The 18,412-nt window shown below is 62.3% G+C and carries 18 protein-coding genes, 4 pseudogenes and 1 other annotated feature; of the genes and pseudogenes, 17 read left to right on the top strand and 5 right to left on the bottom strand.

Annotated features, from left to right (window positions below):
* Positions 1-43: 43 nt before the first annotated feature.
* From N7L95_RS28580 to N7L95_RS28565, 4 genes and pseudogenes are all read right to left on the bottom strand, one after another.
* Positions 44-1,269 (bottom strand): IS3 family transposase gene (locus N7L95_RS28580; RefSeq protein ID WP_301260994.1). Its coding sequence is split into 2 segments (ribosomal slippage): positions 44-981 and positions 981-1,269, totalling 1,227 coding nucleotides; the frame shifts between segments, so codons are not numbered across the junction.
* Positions 875-991 (bottom strand) — a sequence feature (AL1L pseudoknot). It overlaps the preceding gene by 117 nt.
* A gap of 12 nt (positions 1,270-1,281) precedes the next feature.
* A pseudogene (locus N7L95_RS28575) lies at positions 1,282-1,440 on the bottom strand (transposase domain-containing protein); the annotation flags it as partial.
* Positions 1,441-1,886: 446 nt separating this feature from the next.
* Entirely contained in the window at positions 1,887-2,306 is a 420-nt protein-coding gene (locus N7L95_RS28570; RefSeq protein WP_301261015.1) for a hypothetical protein, read from the bottom strand.
* A gap of 167 nt (positions 2,307-2,473) precedes the next feature.
* Positions 2,474-3,167: pseudogene (locus N7L95_RS28565) on the bottom strand (IS5 family transposase); the annotation flags it as partial.
* Between the two features lie 525 nt (positions 3,168-3,692).
* Here N7L95_RS28565 and N7L95_RS28560 point away from each other — a divergent pair.
* The 8 genes and pseudogenes from N7L95_RS28560 to N7L95_RS28525 all read left to right on the top strand — a co-directional run bounded on the left by N7L95_RS28560 (position 3,693) and on the right by N7L95_RS28525 (position 9,657).
* Complete coding sequence (locus N7L95_RS28560; RefSeq protein ID WP_301261014.1) at positions 3,693-4,025, top strand: hypothetical protein; 333 nt, start codon at positions 3,693-3,695, stop codon at positions 4,023-4,025.
* A gap of 143 nt (positions 4,026-4,168) precedes the next feature.
* Entirely contained in the window at positions 4,169-4,759 is a 591-nt protein-coding gene (locus tag N7L95_RS28555) for a hypothetical protein (RefSeq protein ID WP_301261013.1), read from the top strand.
* A gap of 92 nt (positions 4,760-4,851) precedes the next feature.
* On the top strand, positions 4,852-5,019 hold the full coding sequence (locus tag N7L95_RS28550; protein WP_301261012.1) for a hypothetical protein: 168 nt from the start codon (positions 4,852-4,854) through the stop codon (positions 5,017-5,019).
* Between the two features lie 227 nt (positions 5,020-5,246).
* Complete coding sequence (locus N7L95_RS28545; protein WP_301261011.1) at positions 5,247-6,707, top strand: IS4 family transposase; 1,461 nt, start codon at positions 5,247-5,249, stop codon at positions 6,705-6,707.
* 275 nt (positions 6,708-6,982) lie between these two features.
* On the top strand, positions 6,983-7,366 hold the full coding sequence (gene tnpA / locus N7L95_RS28540; protein ID WP_301261010.1) for an IS66-like element accessory protein TnpA: 384 nt from the start codon (positions 6,983-6,985) through the stop codon (positions 7,364-7,366).
* On the top strand, positions 7,366-7,713 hold the full coding sequence (tnpB, locus tag N7L95_RS28535) for an IS66 family insertion sequence element accessory protein TnpB (RefSeq protein ID WP_301261009.1): 348 nt from the start codon (positions 7,366-7,368) through the stop codon (positions 7,711-7,713). The genes tnpA and tnpB overlap by 1 nt, the downstream gene beginning before the upstream one ends.
* Positions 7,714-7,770: 57 nt before the next feature.
* A pseudogene (gene tnpC / locus N7L95_RS28530) lies at positions 7,771-9,314 on the top strand (IS66 family transposase).
* Between the two features lie 52 nt (positions 9,315-9,366).
* Positions 9,367-9,657, top strand: a complete 291-nt coding sequence (locus N7L95_RS28525; RefSeq protein ID WP_301261008.1) for a hypothetical protein — start codon at positions 9,367-9,369, stop codon at positions 9,655-9,657.
* Between the two features lie 85 nt (positions 9,658-9,742).
* Here N7L95_RS28525 and N7L95_RS28520 read toward each other — a convergent pair.
* Positions 9,743-11,001: pseudogene (locus tag N7L95_RS28520) on the bottom strand (IS256 family transposase).
* 439 nt (positions 11,002-11,440) lie between these two features.
* Between N7L95_RS28520 and N7L95_RS28515 the strand changes: the two are divergent.
* The 9 genes from N7L95_RS28515 to N7L95_RS28475 all read left to right on the top strand — a co-directional run bounded on the left by N7L95_RS28515 (position 11,441) and on the right by N7L95_RS28475 (position 18,258).
* Positions 11,441-11,938 carry a hypothetical protein gene (locus tag N7L95_RS28515; RefSeq protein ID WP_301261007.1) on the top strand — a complete coding sequence of 166 codons (498 nt, stop codon included), beginning with the start codon at positions 11,441-11,443 and terminating at the stop codon, positions 11,936-11,938.
* Positions 11,939-12,096: 158 nt separating this feature from the next.
* Positions 12,097-12,312, top strand: a complete 216-nt coding sequence (locus N7L95_RS28510) for a hypothetical protein (protein ID WP_301261006.1) — start codon at positions 12,097-12,099, stop codon at positions 12,310-12,312.
* Between the two features lie 83 nt (positions 12,313-12,395).
* Positions 12,396-13,511: an IS5 family transposase gene (locus N7L95_RS28505; protein WP_301255679.1), complete on the top strand. Its 1,116-nt coding sequence runs from the start codon at positions 12,396-12,398 to the stop codon at positions 13,509-13,511.
* 242 nt (positions 13,512-13,753) lie between these two features.
* Entirely contained in the window at positions 13,754-14,851 is a 1,098-nt protein-coding gene (locus N7L95_RS28500; RefSeq protein WP_301261005.1) for a hypothetical protein, read from the top strand.
* 46 nt (positions 14,852-14,897) lie between these two features.
* Entirely contained in the window at positions 14,898-15,449 is a 552-nt protein-coding gene (locus N7L95_RS29675) for a DUF4031 domain-containing protein (RefSeq protein WP_363324899.1), read from the top strand.
* Positions 15,450-15,806: 357 nt separating this feature from the next.
* Entirely contained in the window at positions 15,807-16,016 is a 210-nt protein-coding gene (locus tag N7L95_RS28490; protein WP_301261004.1) for a hypothetical protein, read from the top strand.
* A 613-nt stretch (positions 16,017-16,629) separates the two neighbouring features.
* The gene (locus N7L95_RS28485) at positions 16,630-17,037 is read left to right on the top strand and encodes a hypothetical protein (RefSeq protein ID WP_301261003.1); all 408 of its coding nucleotides are present in this window, start codon (positions 16,630-16,632) and stop codon (positions 17,035-17,037) included.
* Positions 16,964-17,167: a hypothetical protein gene (locus N7L95_RS28480; protein ID WP_301261002.1), complete on the top strand. Its 204-nt coding sequence runs from the start codon at positions 16,964-16,966 to the stop codon at positions 17,165-17,167. Before N7L95_RS28485 ends, N7L95_RS28480 begins: the two co-directional genes overlap by 74 nt.
* A gap of 620 nt (positions 17,168-17,787) precedes the next feature.
* Complete coding sequence (locus N7L95_RS28475) at positions 17,788-18,258, top strand: lysozyme inhibitor LprI family protein (RefSeq protein WP_301261001.1); 471 nt, start codon at positions 17,788-17,790, stop codon at positions 18,256-18,258.
* Positions 18,259-18,412: the final 154 nt, after the last annotated feature.

Genomic DNA, 18,412 nt, shown 5'->3' with positions numbered 1-18,412 from the left:
TTGAATCGCCCCGGCTTTCGTGGAGGCTGGTTGGTTTAAGTGGTCACGCCGTCACGGCCGATCGCTCGGCGAGTTGGCGATGGTAGTTTGCCTCGGCCTCGGCCGGCGGGATGTAGCCCAGCGGTGCCATCAATCGATGATGGTTGAACCAGGCGACCCATTCGAGCGTGGCAAGCTCGACGGCCTCGCGGGTCTTCCAAGTGCGCCGGTGGATCACCTCGGCCTTGTACAGCCCGTTGATGGTCTCGGCCAGGGCGTTGTCATAGCTGTCGCCCTTGCTGCCAACCGAGGGCTCGATCCCGGCCTCGGCAAGCCGCTCGGTGTAGCGAATGCTGACGTATTGCGAGCCCCTGTCCGAGTGGCAGACCAGCCCCGCTTCGGCTTCGGGCTGGCGGGCATACAGCGCCTGCTCCTGCGCATCCAGGACGAAGTCGGTGCGCATCGAGTGGCTCACGCGCCAGCCCACGATGCGCCGTGCGAAGACATCGACGACGAAGGCGACGTAGGCGAAGCCCTGCCAGGTCGACACGTAGGTGAAGTCGCTCACCCACAGCTGGTTGGGCCGGTCCGCCCGGAACACCCTGTTGACCTTGTCGAACGGGCACGGCGCCTTGGCATCGGCCGCCGTGGTGCGAACGCGCTTGCCTCGAATCACGCCGCGAAGACCCAGCCTGCGCATCAGGCGCTCGACGGTGCAGCGCGCCACCTTCATGCCTTCACGCCCGAGCTGGCGCCAGACCTTGTCGGCACCGTAGACCTGCCGGTTGGCTTGCCAGACCCGATCGATCTCCGACATCAACTGCGCATCGCGCTGCGTGCGTGCGCAGCAGCGGCCCGGCTCGCGCCGGCGCATCGCATGGCGTCGGTATCCCGACGGGGCGATCTGCAGCACCCGGCAGATCGGCTCGACCCCGAAGTCACTCCGATGCGCGTCGACGAACGCCTTCAAGACTTCGTACGGCGGTCGAGCTCCGCCTGGGCGAAAAACGCGCTGGCCAGCTTCAGGATCTCGTTGGCCCGGCGCAGCTCCTTGACCTCGCGCTCCAGCTCCCTCACGCGCTGCGCCTCCGCGGTCGTCGTGCCCGCGCGCGTACCGGCCTCTACCTCTGACTGCTTGACCCAATCCAGCAGCGTCTGCGGCACGCAGCCGATCTTCGGCGCGATCGATTCGACTGCGCCCCATAGCGACGGGTACTCCCCGCGCGCTTCCTGCACCATCCGCACTGCGCGCTCGCGAACCTCAGGCGAGAACTTGTTCGACTTCTTCATGGCTCCATCTTCTCAAGAGTTGGAGCCTCCACAAATCCCGGGGCGATTCAGTGGCAGCAACTCCTCGATGCACCGGTTCGGATGCGTCGGCAGCCGGGTCAGCACGTCCTTGAGGTAAGTCCACGGGTCGTGGCCGTTCAGCTTGGCTGACTGCCGACATTTCCGAACCGCCGGATTGAGGAGCTATTGCCCCACCGATGGCAAACTGCGGGGTATTGACGCTTACGGTGAATCCAAAGCGCGGGCCAGTTACCCACCGAGCTGCGCGAGCTGTGACAGAGTCATCGATTACCCTGACTGCATGAAAGCCGCCTGCCCGCAATGCCATGGAACGCTCGACTTCAGCGAGGTTGGCGGGCTCTTCGAGCTGCGCTGCACCAGGTGCGAGTGGAAGAAGGAAGGGACGGTGAGCTACACCTGGCCCGAGATGCCAAGATCAGAGCGCATGCCGGTCATGGCAGCAAAGGCAGCAGCGCCGGTGTCCGCGGCCACGCTAAAGTGTATGCGGGACGTTTTCATCGAGGCTCGGCAGCTTCCCTTGAACCAGCTCGCGGCGCAACTGTCGTCGGATGGGGGCCTGATAGTGGGCGCATTGGCCCCATATCGGATGTCCGAGGTCAGGGCGCTATTGGCTTCCACGGATGTGCAGCTTGAGTGTGTTCCTCATGAGGACGACGACCGCTAACTACGTTAGCGCGAAGTAGCACCTGCCAAGGCTTCTCATGGCGTTGCAAGATGGCCCGCAATACGTCGCTGTCGTCACCTTCGAACTTGACTCCGGCATGGTGCCCCTTGGGAATGAAGTCGACTGACCTACGGAAGAACTCGATGCCGACCACCCGTAAAGAGACGGTGGTGGCCGCGTCCCGGTGCGCAACTCGGTAGACGCCGTCACCATCCACCGCGCCTTGCTCGGCAACGAGACCGACGAAGAGCGTGGCGATCGGCACATCGGCCGATGACGCGTTGGTTACCACGAAGCGCCCGTCATGTAAAGCCTCATGTACAAGCAAGGTATAGGAATTGGGCCTGTCCACGCCGCCAGTCTATAGGCACTAGCAGGCTGCTGAAATACTGAGCTGAAGCACCTACCTCGACCCGCGAGCTGATGGAGTTTCGGTAGCTGCCGTCGCGAGGAGTGTCAGAAGGGCCATTTCCAGGCCGGTTCGCCCCTGTGGAGGGCCGAGTTGCGCACCTGCGCTGCTCATCTGGCGCCTTGCAGACGGACCTGTCCCAGCGAGCGCATGCGCACCAAGTTGTAGGCCGCCATGTTCAGCACGAACAACTGGTCCACCTTCTTGAGTCCGCGCACCATCACCTGCCGGATCGAGCCGATGGTCTTGGCCCACCCGAAGGCCTGCTCGATGCGCTTGCGGCATTGCATCGACAACGCGTACCCGTCGGTCTGGGCGATCTCATCGGGCACCGCCGAGCGACGCCCCGACTTGTTCTGCGCCACATGAGGCTCGACCTTGAGCTGCTGCAACTCGGCGATGAACTGCGCCGCGTCGTAGCCCTTGTCTGCACCCAGCGTGATCACCGCCTCGGGGTTGACCTGCCGGGCATCGTTGATGCCTGGCCCGGGCCGCCGCCCGCTCGTCTGCCTGAGTGACCACGGCATTGACGATCAGGCCGTGCCGGTTGTCCATCAGCGTGTGGCCCATGAAGCGCATCTCGCTGGCAGTCTTGCCCTTGCGATACAGGCGGCTGTCTGGATCGGTCTTCGATTCGTGCGTGTCGTTGCTGCGCGGCTGGCCCCGGAAGTCGCTGCCATCGTTGCTGCTGCCACCGCCCGCGTCGTCGTCGTCGCCGGCCTTCTTGGGCACAAAGCTCTTGTGGCTGGCCCACGCCTGGATCAGCGTGCCGTCCACACTGAAGTGTTCCTTGGACAGCCAGTCGATGATGCGAAACGGCGCAACGTCGGAAGAGGTGTACAGGCAAGCTCTGAAGGACGGCTTCAAGAGGTTCGAGTGCGTCGCGCTTCTCTGCGGCGTGTTCGACGTTGAGCTGGACGAAGCGCGGAAGATCGGTCATCGGGTATGGAGCGAGGACGCCGGAGCCACCACGACGGACAGCAAACGGCCTCCGCCAGACAGGAGCCTACCGGCAGGGGCCGAGCAAGTTCTTGCGGCGCTGGGACAGTTGCAGGCCAACGAGCCAATCGATCAATCCTGCCATTTTTGCCAGGGGTCGATCACCGGCGAAGCCCTCGGAAGTCCAACGTCCGCTTGGAAACTCGCTTGTCTATGCGGCAAGTCGAGCACTACTTTTCGTGGGCTTTGAGAGCCGCTACCGATCTGCGATCAAGGACTCGAAGACCGCTTTCAGCCTGAAGCGGCTGGCGGCTCTGCAGCGGAAGCGGTCGTTCGCAGTCAACGTGAACACAGATATGCTGTTGGCGTTCCCGCTACGGCCGACAATCTATGTCCGACTCCCCTCAACGCTTCGAAATCCTCTTCGGTTCTGTCGTTGTCGGAACATCTGCGCTGGAGTCTGGGGACCCGTCAATGGGCGTCGCGTTCGGCCGGTTAGTCCCGAAGGCTGACTACGCCAAGGTGAAGAATCGGGTGCTGACGGCGGAAGAAGGGCAGCACCAAGAAAGGCTGGCGGTGAGAACGCAGGATGGCATGGTCCTCAAATGCGAGGGCGTCAGCATCGCAGACCACTCGGACGAAGTCGGAGAGGATGGGATTGAGGTCGCCGTTCTCGGCATTTCACACCCCAGCTATTCGACCCTGTTCCCGGACCGGGAATAGACCGCTTCCAGCCTGAAGCGGCTGGCGGCTCCGCAGCGGAAGCAGACGTTGGCGTTGGCGGATGCAGCGGGGGACTTGGCCGTCAGGTAAGCTGGCGCACCACGAAAACAGACGCCTATACGTCCGAGGCAATTTGCAGATCTATGGGGATCGCGTCGTTCAAGAACGATCCTACGTGCACGGACGCCGCGGAAGCGATTCGCTTGTTGCTCATGCCATCGTTCCATCCCGAAATCTGCATCACATTCGGGCTTGGAAAGGTCTCGGTGGTGTGCGCGCGGACGATGATTTGGCGGCATTTCGAGCCGTCGCCGGTGCTCACCGACCGCGGTGAAGGCCCTATCAGGCAGGCCGAGTTTGGCGGCCTGCTTGACTCGATGACCCCAATCGCAACTTCGCCTGACGCCGTCCCCGGCATCATCATCGATGGCATGCCAACCGAACTGCTGCATCTCCGTGCTGGGGCGATCGCGTTGAAGGTCGGAGGAAACGGCGGCAAGGCGGGCAACTTCTCTGTTTTCATCGCGCACGCGATAGCCTTGGCTTGGGACTCGATTTCGAACGCGTACTGCCGCAATGCTCTCTCGGACGCGGCCAAGTACGTCGGTAAGTGCCTGCCTCGCGTGTCAGAGCCGCAGCGGAAGCCGGTTGTTGAAACCGTTGTTCTTGGTCTTGAGGAAGACCGAGCCCAACTGATGGAAGCACTCCGAAGGAGATACGACAGCTCAAACTGACCGGGACTCTAGCGCGCTAGCGACCGCTCTCAGCCTGGAGCGGCGGCTGCACTGCAGCGGAAGCGGACTTCGACAAGGTAGGCTGGGACGCCATGGAACATCATCTTTCAGTCAACCAAGCTCTCGCGCGTTTGGCAGAGTTGGACGGCCAAGACATCAGCGTGCAGGGCATTCTCAGTTTTGATTTCGAGGACGTGTGCATCAGCCACTTCCCCGTCGCCGAGCGGAGTGAGGGCTATCGATCTTCCATTTGGCTTTAGGTGGACGCCTATGGACTCCAAGCCGGTGCAGCGGCGCCGTCACAGCCGGGCACTTTAGACGCAGGTTCTGGTCGAGTGTGACCGGCCCGAGCGTAAGCGTACGGTCAGGCTTGCTTTTACCCACAATTTCGCCTTTTCTATGAGCGGTTGGCGCCGAGCTGCTGAGATTTTCCGGTGAGTTGGGCGCTGTGTCGCAACTTGGCAGTACGGGACGGCCGGAGGCTGCCATGGCAAACTCGCAGGGTACAAGGGCAGGTCAAGCGATCAAGACGGGGCAGAACAGTTGGATCGACCAGGAGTTGGACGAGAGCGTTTTCCAGGACGCCCGCCTGGGCCGACGCCTGAGAGCGTTGCTGGCGCGGTTTGCCCAAGCGCCAGGCCAGAGCATTCCCTGGGTATGCCAAGACTGGGCCAACACCAAGGCGGCGTATCGATTCCTCAGCAACGAGCGGGTCAACGAGGCCGATATCTTGGCAGGGCACTTCAGCGCGACACGCCAACGGATTGTTGCGGCGAGTCAGGCGCCCGTGCTGGTGTTGCACGACACGACGGAGTTTGCCTATCACCGTGACAGCGATCACGCCCTGGGACTGTTGGGCAAGGTCAATTCCGGGTGGGACTCGCAAGGCCGCGTGCGGCACCATACGGTTCGAGGGCTGCTCATGCATTCGAGCCTGGCCGTCACCACCGAAGGGCTGCCGTTGGGCTTGGCAGCCGTGAAGTTCTGGAGCCGCTCGAAGTTCAAGGGCACCAACGCGCTCAAGCGCTCGATCAATCCGACACGGGTGCCCATCGAGTTGAAGGAGAGTATGTGCTGGCTGGACAACGTGCGGCTGTCCGGCGAGATGTTCGAGCAGCCCGAACGCTGCGTGCACATCGGCGACCGCGGCAGCGACATTTATGAGCTGTTCTGCCAGGCTCATGAAGCTCAAACCCACTTCATCTTCCGAACTTGTGCCGACCGGCTTGCCGGAGACGGCACCCACACCGTGGCAACCTACCTCAGAGAGGTTCGCTGCCGCGGCCTGCATCGCATCCAGGTGCGCAATAGCCAGGGCCAGGAGCGCTGCGCGCTGCTGGAGTTGAAGTACTGCCGCGTGCGTCTGCTGCCACCGAGGGTCAAGCAAAGCCGTTACCCGCCACTCATGCTCACGGTGCTGCAGGCCGTGGAGCGAGAGGCGCCCCTGCATGCCGATCCGATTGACTGGAAGTTGATCACCAACCTGCCGGTCACCTCCCGTGCGCAGGCTATCGAGAAGCTCGACTGGTACGCCATGCGATGGAAGATCGAGACCTATCACAAGATCTTGAAGTCCGGTTGCCGAGCCGAAGACTCCAAGCTGCGTACCGCCCAACGCCTGACCAATCTGATCGCCATGTTCTGCCTCCTCGGCTGGCGCATCTTCTGGCTGACGATGATGAATCGCGCCGCTCCCGAGGCCCCGCCCCGGATGGCCTTCACAGAGGCAGAGGTCGAGGTGCTGGACCGCCTCAGACCACCTTCCTGTACGGCAGCATCGCCTTGCAGACAGTCGTTATCGTCCTGCCTGATGCAGTTGGCCCGACTCGGCGGGTACTTGGCCCGCGCTTCAGATCCACCACCAGGCAATACCGTCATCTGGCGAGGAATGGCGCGACTTGCTGATATCCGGTTCGGCTATTCACTTCGACCTCAAAGATGTGGGTAAGAGCAAGACGGTCAGGGCATCTTGCGCTGTACGTTCACGCCAAGATCCAGACAGGCGCTTATCCGCATGACGGTGCTGCGTATGCGTCCGGCAATGGGCGTAAGCCGTACTCCGGGAGGTTTGGGGCAGCGCGGTACCATCGCACGATGAGCTGCTACGTGCTTGAACTCGCTGAAGGGCCACTTGGTGAAGATCTTGCTCCGCTGTCCGAGCAAACGTATGCGTCCGGTCTGGGCACATTGATCGCGGTTCGCGGACCTTAGATAGTTCCCACTATGGACATAGTGGACTCTATCAAGAGTGGGAAGAGTGCAGCCGGAACGCCGCGTAAGCGACGCCCGCATGCAGAGCAATTCAAGCAGACCGTGGTTGATGCTTGTCGGGTACCCGGCGTCTCGCTTTCCGGCGTCGCGCTGAAGTACGGGGTCAACGCGAACCTGGCGCGGCGCTGGTGCAAGGAGCGCCCGGCGGGTGGGAAGGCGCTGCCACCGGCGTTGCTACCGGTGAGCGTCTGCGATCGAGCACCGAGCGCGACCGCGGCTCCGACGGCTTCTCCCATCGAGATCGTAACCCAGAACGTCCGCATCATCGTGCCAGCTCACGTCGACGCCGGCACGCTGCGCGAGGTGCTGAAGGCCGTGAGCGAGGTCCATCGCTGATGCTCGGCCTGCCGCCGAACACCCGCGTGTGGATCGCGGCCGGCCACACCGACATGCGCAAGGGCTTAGACGGCTTGGCGGCCCTGGTGCAGACTGCATTGCCCGACAACCCGTACTCCGGCCACGTGTTCGTCTTCCGGGGCAAGCGCGGCGACATGATCAAGGTGCTGTGGTTCGACGGCCAGGGCCTGCTGCTGTTGAGCAAGCGATTGGAACGCGGCCGCTTCGTCTGGCCGCAGGCCTCCTCCGGTGCCGTGTCGCTCACCCCGGCGCAGCTGTCGATGCTGCTGGAGGGCATCGACTGGCGGATGCCAGCTCGCACGTGGCAGCCAGCGATGGCGGTGTGAGGTAACCGACGGTCAACGCGGTTGCGAGGGGAGCGAGCCGTTGGCACAGTACAGCCCGTGGCCGCGATCTCCGTCGAAGACTACGAAGCGCTCAAGGACCGCCTCGCGCAACGCGAGCGCGAATTGCTGCTGGAGCGCCTGCTGGTGGAGAAGCTCAAGCTGGAGGTCGCCCGGCTCAAGCGAGACAAGTTCGGCGCCAGTTCCGAGCGCCTGGAGCACATCGAGCAGCTGGAGTTGCTGGTCGAAGACCTCGAGACCCGTTGCAGCGCGCTGCCGGACGGCGAGGCGCAGAACACGACGGCGTCCACCCCTGCACATCATCCCCCTGCACGCAAGCCGCTGCCGCCGCACTTGCCACGCGAGACGGTACGTCACGAGCCGGCGTGCAGATGCAGCGACTGCGGCGGGGAGCTTCGCAACGTCGGCGAGGATGTGGCCGAGGTGCTGGAGCTGGTGCCACAGCGCTTCAAGGTGGTCCGACACGTCAGGCCGAAGTACGTCTGCCGCGCTGCCAGACCCTGACCCAGATGCCGGCGCCGAGTCGCCCGATCGCTCGGGGCCTGGCGGGCCCGAACCTGCTGGCACACGTGCTGGTCAGCAAGTTTGCCGACCACCTGCCCCTGTACCGCCAGAGCTAGATCTACGCCCGCGAGGGGGTGGAGCTGGAGCGCTCGACGCTGGCGGACTGGGTGGGCAGCGCTTCGCGGCTGCTGGACCCCTTGATTGACGCGCTGCAGCAGTACGTGCTCAGCGCCGAGAAGCTGCACGCTGACGACACATCGGTGGCCGTGCTCGCGCCAGGTAAAGGCCGCACGAAGACCGGGCGGCTGTGGGCCTACGTGCGAGACGAGCGGCCGCTGGGCAGCCCACAGTCGCCGGCGGTGTGGTTCCAGTATTCGCCTGACCGCAAGGGTGAGCGGCCACAGGAACATCTGAAGCGGTTCGACGGCATCCTGCAGGCCGACGGCTATGCCGGCTTCGAGGCGCTGTACGAGCAAGGCCGGGTGGTCGAGGCAGCCTGCTGGGCCCATGCGCGGCGCAAGTTCTTCGAGCTGCACCAGGCCACGAAGTCACCGCAGGCCCACGAGGCGTTGCGGCGCATCGGCGAGTTATACGAGATCGAGCGGCACATCCGGGGTCGGCCGCCCGACGAGCGGTGGCGGGTGAGGCAGGAGCACGCGGTGCCGAAGCTACAGGCACTGCGCAACTGGATGGACGACGTGCAGGCGGCCACCTCGTCGAAGTCCGAACTCGCCCGGGCGATTCGCTACTCGCTGGGCCGCTGGCCCGCGCTCGTGCGCTACGCCGAGGACGGGCGCGTAGAAATCGACAACAACGCCGCCGAACGCGAGATCCGTGCCGTGGCTGTTGGCAGGATAAATTGGCTATTCGCGGGTTCCGACGCAGGAGGCGAACGGGCGGCCACGTTTTATAGTCTCATCGGCACCGCCAAGCTGAACGGCCTCGACCCGCAGGCGTACCTAGCGCATGTGCTGCAACACATCGGCGAACATCGCGTGGATCAGGTGGCGGACTTGCTGCCGTGGAACGTGGCGAGTCGGCTGACCTGCGGCGGTACCGAGGAACTACAGGCGGCATGATGGCGAGGCGTTCGCTGATTCCTAAGCGGAGGCCGACTGGAAGGTCATTCTGATGTCACTGAAGGAACGCTTGGCCGACTTCGAAGGCTCCGTCAGCGCTGCGGCGACCAGGGCACCTGATGAATATCCCGACTGGGGGCATTGGAGCTACGTTACCCACATGGCCGATCTGAAGGAGCTCTGGACAGAGATCCGGCCTCAGCTTAAACGTGACCTTGATCACGCCGCGCTTATCGACGCCAAACTTGAGGAGATGTTCGCGGCCTTCGAAGCGGGAGAGGAGGACAAGGGTCGCGATGCAGCGTGGGCGATCTACAACTTGAAGGTTGAAAGGTTGCGATAGCCAGAGAAAACAAAGATTTGGCTACCCGTGCTGCCTGCGATGGGCCTGTCCGATTTTTTTTGTGTGAGGCTCTGAAGGCCGTCCATCAAATGGCGGTCTTGATGAAGCGTTCGCCGTAGGCAATCGCAAATTGATTCATCGCTTCGCGCCATTCCTTGGCAGCGCGTCCCCAGTCAACCGTGATGTTGCGCAGCGCCAGCCAGATCAACTTGGTGGCGGCGTCGTCGCTGGGGAAGTGCCCCCGCGTCTTGATGATTTTACGCAACTGCGCGTGGATGCTCTCAATGGAATTCGTTGTGTAAATCACCCGACGCACCGCCGGCGGGAACGCAAAAAACGGAATCACCCGATCCCCAGTTGCGCCGCCAAGCGGCCACCACGGTGGGGAACTTGTTGCCCCAGGGCCCCGCCTCGAAGGCCTCCAGCTCGGCCGCTGCGGCCTCGGCGCTCGCCGCCGTGTAGATCGGCTTGAGCGCCGCGGCCAGCGCTTTGCGGTCCTTCCAACTGGCGAAGTCCAGGCTGTTACGCATCAGGTGCACGATGCAGGTCTGCAGCGTGGTGGTCGGGAAGACCGCGCCCAAGGCTTCGGGGATGCCCTTGAGCCCGTCGGTGACGGCGATGAGAATGTCGCCAACCCCTGGGGTCTTCAGGTCGTTGAAGACCTTGAGCCAGAACTTGGCGCCCTCGGTGCCTTCGATCCAGCCCCAGAATGTCGCGCGTGCCGTCCGCCAGCACGCCCAGCGCCAGGTAGACGGCCTTGTTGCGCACCACGGCGTCTTCGCGGATCTTCACCCGCAGCGCGTCGAAGAACACCACCGGGTACATCGGCTCCTGGGGGCGGCTCTGCCAGGCCGTCACCTCCGACATCACTGCATCCGTGACGGAGCTGATGAACTCCGGGGAGACCTCGGTGCCGTACTGCTCGGCCCGGAATCCCTGGATCTCACGCACCGTCATGCCGCGCGCGTACATGGCCACGATCTTGTCATCGAAGCCGGTGAAGCGGCGCTCGTGCTTGGGAATGAGCACCGGCTCGAAGCTGCCCTCGCGGTCGTGCGGCACTTCCAGTCGCAGTGGCCCGTCCTCGGTCAGCACGGTCTTGCCGCTGGTGCCGTTGCGGTGGTTGCCCGCCTCTTCGGGCTTGGCCGCGCCGGCTGGGTAGCCCAGGTGGTGCGACAGTTCAGCACCCAAGGCGCGCTCGATCAGGGCCTTCTTGAACGCCATCGAGGCGGCCTGGACCGCCTCGGCGCTCATCGGACCCTTCACGAAGTGGTCAATCAGTTCCTTGGGAATGGACGGCAACGCCGCCCCAGCGGCCGCAGCCGGCTTCTTTTTGCTTGGCATACATGCTCCTGTTCGACAGGCTATGCCTCAAACACAAAATTCCTGACAGGCTCCCTGCGATCGGCTGTGACCGCACCATCCGGGCACGTCCCCCCGACGCACGCCGGTGATCAGCGTACGCTTACTGTCGAGCGTCGTAACGAAAATGCTCTAGAGCGAAATATTTGGCGTTCTTCCCAAACAGTAGACAGCCATTCGGCAGCGGTCTGACAGACTCGCCGAGGAGGGACAGCGAGGCGCCAAACTGACTGCTGGTCAGCAATAGAAGGCCCGCCTCTTTGGCGTCGAGGGGGCCGCGCGATGCCAGCCAGGGAGCACTCGTCGGTGAATGATAATGGCGTTATAGCCGCGCGTCTTGGTGCAGGCTACAAGCGTGCAAAGGGCAGCACACCGACAAGACAATAGCAACCCCAACACAGCACAAGGTATAGCAGCAGCAATGAATGCAACCATCTTTCTCGGCACAGCAGCTGTTCTCGCGATCGTTTGGCTGATTTTTCGGCCAAGCAGTGCCAAGCGAGCAGAAGGGGAGACGAGTTCAAATTGGCTCGCTCCTGAGCTCAGTGAAGAGGCCTTCCATTGGCCCCGGCTTGGCGGGTTCGAGTTTGAAGTGGTTGGGGAATCACAATACCAGGAAGCGCTCGCTGCTGTGGCGGGAGACCACGGCACAGATTCCGTTGAGAGGGAATGCCTGGCGACGTTGCTTCCCGAAGACGACAACCGCTTTGACCCGAAAGCAGTGGCTGTCCTTATCGGTAGACGAAAGGTCGGACACCTTAGCCGCGAGGACGCCCGAAGCTTCAGGCGCCGACTGGCGCAGAAGCGTCTCAGCAATGCCACGACCTGTTGTGCTGCGCTCGTGGTCGGCGGGGCCACCCGCCGCACTGGCGAGAAGCTGCACTACGGCCTGAGGCTGGATATCAAACCGTTCGACTGACCGGTGTGACGGGAGCGGTAAAGAGAGTGATCGAGCCAGTCTGCTCGCGCTCGCCACGGAGCCGCGTCTTAACCTTCTATCACTCGTTTGCCTGCCCGGTCGGTTCTGGCCGTGGTCGGGGTTGTCGGATTGCTCTTGTCTCACTTTCGAGCAGCAGAATGCCCACACAGATCGGAATCGAGAACAGCACGGTCATGGTCTTCCTCGCCATCACGCCCGCCGGCCTTGCCGACGCCCTTCGCGCCGCCAAGCCGCATGACTTCGTCTGGTGCGGGAGCGACGCAATTACCGAAGGTGAATACGCGGCGCTGAAGCGCCAGAACCTCAGTCGATTCATCTACGAACTCAGCGATCGACATCTAGCAGGCTGCTGAAATACCTCGCCGTCGGCAGCGCATCCTGGCGGAGATGCGGCACAGTGTCACCCAGCACCCGAACCTGAATCTTGTTGTCACCTATGCGCGGTCCCGACACCTTCACCGAGAGCCTGTTCAGCGTCAAGAAGCTGGACGACTTCGTGCCGGCCACGCATCCGCTGCGAGCGATACGCGCGATGGTCAACGACGCGTTGATCGAGCTTGAAGACATGTTCGCCGACATGTATGAGGACGCCGCCAAGGGCGGGCGTCCGAGCATCGCCCCGCAGAAGCTGCTACGGGCGATGTTGCTGCAGGTGCTGTACTCGGTGCGCTCGGAGCGACTGCTGATGGAGCAAGTGCAATACAACTTGCTGTTTCGCTGGTTCATCGGCCTATCGATGGACGACAACGTGTGGGTGCCCACGGTATTCAGCAAGAACCGACAGCGCTTGATCGAGCACGATGCGGTGGTCGCGTTCTTCAACGAAGTGCTGGCGCAAGCCGAGCGCAAGAACTGGCTGTCCAAGGAACACTTCAGTGTGGACGGCACGCTGATCCAGGCGTGGGCCAGCCACAAGAGCTTTGTGCCCAAGAAGGCCGGTGACGACGACGACGCGGGCGGTGGCAGCAGCAACGATGGCAGCGACTTCCGGGGCCAGCCGCGCAGCAACGACACGCACGAATCGAAGACCGATCCAGACAGCCGCCTGTATTGCAAGGGCAAGACTGCCAGCGAGATGCGCTTCATGGGCCACACACTGATGGACAACCGGCACGGCCTGATCGTCAATGCCGTGGTCACTCAGGCAGACGGCTATGCCGAGCGCGCGGCGGCCCGGGCCATGATCAACGATGCCCGGCAGGTCAACCCTGAGGCAGAGATCACGCTGGGTGCAGACAAGGGCTACGACGCGGCGCAGTTCATCGCCGAGTTGCAGCAGCTCAAGGTCGAGCCTCATGTGGCGCAGAACAAGTCGGGGCGTCGCTCGGCGGTGCCCGATGAGATCGCCCAGACCGACGGGTACGCGTTGTCGATGCAATGCCGCAAGCGCATCGAGCAGGCCTTCGGGTGGGCCAAGACCATCGGCTCGATCCGGCAGGTGATGGTGCGCGGACTCAAGAAGGTGGACCAGTTGTTCGTGCTGAACATGGCGGCCTACAACTTGGTGCGCATGCGCTCGCTGGGACAGGTCCGTCTGCAAGGCGCCAGATGAGCAGCGCAGGTGCGCAACTCGGCCCTCCACAGGGGCGAACCGGCCCGGAAATGGCCCTTCTGACACTCCTCGCGACGGCAGCTACCGAAACTCCATCAGCTCGCGGGTCGAGGTAGGTGCTTCAGCGCAGTATTTCAGCAGCCTGCTAGTGGAGGATGCGGTCGGTACGATGAGGAGCATCACCCTGGACAGACCATCTGGGTTGAATCCAGGAACTAGCTGATCGGAAAGAAGGAGGCAACTTGAGCCAGGAGCGCGATCACAAACAGCTTGAAGACGATGTGCGGGCCGCAGTCCGGAGCTTTGCTGCCTCGCTCACGTCGGCCAGCCAGGGCGTGGCCGATATGTCATCGCTCGTCCGCGTCACCTCAAGGACATCGCTACTCAATCTGGCGCACTGGGAGAGGTTGATCCGCGACGAGTTCGATGTCGCATGGCGCGCTGCTGAGCGTTCCGAGAGCAGCGGATGGCGAACGTTGCTCCCATCCAGTCGTTCGAAGGGAAGGGCTGAGCCAGCGAGATTCTTGACTTGGATCGACCTGAGCCACTGGGACGGCTACGTTCGTGAGAGAACACTACGGAGTCTTTCGGGTTCCGCGCCCAACAGCTTCTTCTTTGCCTTGGCTGCACGCAGGCTCAATGACTGGGTGCCTCAGGTTAGAGCGGCAGCGAGAGAGGTCGTCCCCAGACTGGCTGAGTCTTCGGACCCGGAGCTGGTGGCGGAGGCGCTGTGCGCGCTGCTGCCGACTTGGACCTCCTGGGGCCGTCTTGAAGAGTCGGACAAGGACGTTATCTCAAAGCTCGTCTCCCTTCCCGAACTCGCCACACCGCTCACCCGCAGGCTACTCGTTTCATCAACGGGACCCATGTCTGCGGTTTTGGCCCAGATTCAACGATGGACGGTCCTCGATAAACATTTGGAGGTGATTGCGTCAGAGGCGGTGCAACCCGCGGTACGTGCGCGAGCCTATCGAAGCATGCTTCTAGGAAAGGCTGTGTGGGTGGAAGGGCGTAGCTGGCGGTGGACCGATATCAGGTACCTGCAAGGCCGGCTGAACAACGTTCTAGGTGAACGACGCCTGAGTCACGTCCCTGTGCTCTTGGACACCCTGAACGCCGCCGCACTTGATCGCTCGTCGATTGTCCGCCGCGTTGCTGCTGAGGCGCTCGTCCGTGAGATCGACAACCTCGGCGAGGCCGTCATGCCCCTGGCTCGCAGGATTGCCGATGACCCTTCGCCTTCGGTTGCCGAGCGAGGGGCGTTCGTTTTGCGGCAGTTGGCGATCCGAGCGGCGGAGACTGCTGCTCGGAGTTCCGTTAAGCCGGCGGCTGCTCCATGAGAGCAGGTCTGACCGGCTCTAGTGACTACATCGGAAATAGACGCAAATGACGGTGTACGTTGACGACATGCACACGATACCCATGGGTCAGTACGGCCGCATGAAGATGTGTCACATGGTGGCCGATAGCACCGATGAGCTGCTCGCAATGGCTGATCGCATCGGTGTGGCGCGCCAGTGGCTCCAAAAGGCAGGCACGCATCACGAACACTTCGACATCGCCATGAGCAAGCGCGCCGAGGCCGTCAAAGCCGGGGCGGTCGAAGTGACAATGAGCGAGGTGGGCCGGATCACGCGCGGGAAGCGTGAGGCCGCGGTTTCGGCCGGCGGCATGACGCCGTATCGACAGTTCCCAGAGCAAACTGTCGCCTCGCGCGAGCAGATCGGCAAGGAACGGGTATGGACTGCAATGGATGACGAGCGACTCCGAGTACGCGCCAAGGACATCCGCATAGCAGGATGGGAAGCAGGCCGGGCAGGGCTGCCCGCGTCCAACAATCCCTACCCCAAGGACAGCTCGGAGCACGAAACCTGGCGTGCTGCTCATTTCGAAGGGCAGTGCGTAGCGATCGATTCCGGCGAGCAGGAAGCACCCTAATGGCCAATGCAAAGAGTGTTCGGAAAGGTGGTGCGATGCAATGGCTCGCCCCATGGGAGTCGTACCACGACGCCGATGGTACGTTCAAGAGGCAACTCGCCATAGAGGTTAAGCCGGGGCACGTTATGTACGGACTACCGGTCGAACTCATAGGCCGGGGAAACGGGGACGACTGTCTGTTCCAGATCCTAGATGGAACCGGGCGTGTCGCTCTTGTGCACCTCGTCTGGCAAGGACCACAGGCACCACCGTGGCCATCGACAGCCATCTACGAGCGCCTCGAACAGTGGCGTGTTGAGTGCATGGTCCCCCAGCATGCCGAATGGAATGGTGAGTAGAGAACGGAAAGGGCTTGAGATGACGACGCAAAGGTCAAAGGCCGAACGGACTGTCGACACGCTGCGCGTGCTGTCGACGGGATTGCTGCCCGAGGACCTCGACCACACGATGGAGCAGGATGTGGACGGCATGCGAGAACGCTATAGCGAACTCAAAGGGAGGATGAGCTTCAGTGCCGCTGACAGCCAGTCGCGGCTCGAGTTCGTCGAACGTGTTCTCGCACAGTAGGAGAAAGGGGACTTGAATGAGCGGCCCAGGTCCAGACAGGCCCGTCAGGCAGGGCGAGCGTGAGGGTGCACTGTCCGAAGATGATCGAGAGCTGTTTCTAGAGGCTCTCGCAGAGTATCGACTCAAGGGTACCTGCAAAGTGGCGTGCAACCGTTGCGCGCAGCCCATCCACTTCGCCTCGCTAGCAGAGGGGCGAGCGACAGTGCATCAATGTGCGTGTGGAAAGTTCACCGGCTCGCTTCGAGGTCTGTAGGCGAGATCTGAAGCAGGCGAATACGAGATCGGAAAGGGAACGAGATGGGAAGTGAAGTCCATCGTGTACGTGTGAAGGACGGCGAGCCCGTAGGTGGCCTAGCTGAGAACGGTCAGCGGCTGCGGATCATGCCAGGCACCTACGACGTAATGTGGCTCAGCCGACCTCGCCCAGGTTCTGTACCGGAGCAGTTTGAGGAGGCGTTGCGTTTCCTTGATTCGAAGGAAGGTGGCGGTCATCTTGATGTGTTCCGTGCAGATTGGCCCGAACTTCAACTCTGGCCCAACCTACCGGACAGAAGCCGCTTTGAGATCGTCAAACTCGGGTCGTAGCTTGAACCTCATCGGAAAGGAACGCGAAATGGATCAGGACCCGACAAGCAGCGTCGTCGTGAGAATCATCGGCGCAGAGAGCCAGCACAATGGCCCTGATCCCGACTTGGATGCTGAGATTGCAGTGGCATACCAGTTTGAAATGGTCAAGGGACAGCTCAGTGAGGCAATGGCAATCCTGAGCGAATATCCTTCCCGCGTCGACTGGTTGACCGATGTCGCGCCTGCAGAGGACGGCTGGATGGTCGCCTTCGGACTGCCTCCGGGCGTATCAGTTTTGGTCGGGATGGAAGTCGACATGAAGGTTGGTCCACGGAAACGGCTTGGAGCAGACTTCGTTCTGAACGGAAAGGAAAGAATCCATGAGCGAGGAAAAATCGATCAAGCAGCACAGCGTGGCGGCGATCGAGGCGGCAATCGGCAAGGCGCTCACTGAGCTGGTGGGTGTCGAGCACAAGGTGACGATTCAGAACATCGATCTGTCAAGCCTCAACACGTCGGCGGCGCCGGCGGTGCCTGTGTCGTTGGTCATCCGGCCGGCTCCCGATTTTTCCGCCCCCTTCTAAGTCGGAAAGGAGGACAGGCATGCGGAAGGATTCAAAGATGCGGGCCATCCTCGTTCCTACGCTTACCGCTGCAGGGATGATGGCCTTAGCGGTCGTTTATTCGCCAGCCGCTGCGTCTGTGCTTCTGGGTCTCGGGCTGATTGTGTATTTGGGCATGTCCGCGCATCGGGAGGCTGCCGAGGACAGAGAAGGTGAGCGCCGCCCGCAAGAGGAAACCGCGGAACGCGACTGATCGGAAAGGAAAAATGCGATGAATAGACAGTTCCTCGGGCGACTGACCCTATACCTGGCACTGGCGCCTTCAACCGCATTGTTCATGCCACACCTGATACGTGCGCCGCTCTTGCAGGATGAGCCGCCGTGGTACTTGTCATCCTGGGTCATGGGGCTTGCGGTGCCTTGCATTCTGCATCACGGCCCCTCACGCCGCAGGGATCCTCGCGTTGCATCTTGAACTTGACGATTCGCTCCTGTCAGCGGAAGCGCTATGGCACTTGACCGCCTACCGATCGGTGGTCCGGCAAGCTCAAGACGACTGCCGGGGCGCACCGCCTCAGCTTACGACGACGTGCTACCGCACAACGTCATTGCGACCTTATGAGACATCGGAAAGGATCGTGATGAAGACCATCATGTGCAATGTTGCGGGTGGGTTCTGCCTATCTGGTGCGGTGATGACTGTAAAGGCTGTCCCGCTGCACAGTGCTTGCCACGCCGTGAGATTGGCCATCGGCGCAGTCGCATCGTTGGTCGCCGGAGGGGTGCTTGCTGCTGATGTTTGCCAAGGCGTCGATCTGCCTGCCTTCGATGATGCGTGCCTGCGGCAACGTGTCCAGGAACGTGAGGCGGTGGTCGTCCATCTCACACGGGATCTCGAGCAAAGTATGGACGGGAGGCTGCGCGAAGCTGTCTCCGCGGCCGACAGGTCGTGGCGCGAGTTCCGCAGACGCCAATGTGCGCTCGAATGGCTCTACGCTTATCCAGGATCAATGTCGGAGAGTGACCAGCAGCGGTGCCTTCTGCGCTTAGCCGACAGTCGCATCGCCGAACTGAAGGCCGGTCTGGCGCGGGCGCCCGAGCTGCGGCGCTGACTAAGATCCATGCGTACGCCGGCGTTCCGGCAACTGATCGGAAAGTGCAGACAGCATGAGCATCATGAGCATCAAGTTAACCTCGGTTCAAGCCGCTTGGCCGGAACCATCACCACGAACGAGTGGCACATGCGGAGGACGGAAACGCGGCCGG

This window comes from Eleftheria terrae (assembly GCF_030419005.1).
GTDB lineage: Bacteria > Pseudomonadota > Gammaproteobacteria > Burkholderiales > Burkholderiaceae_C > Caldimonas > Caldimonas terrae.
This window is presented reverse-complemented; position numbering and strand designations above follow the sequence as displayed.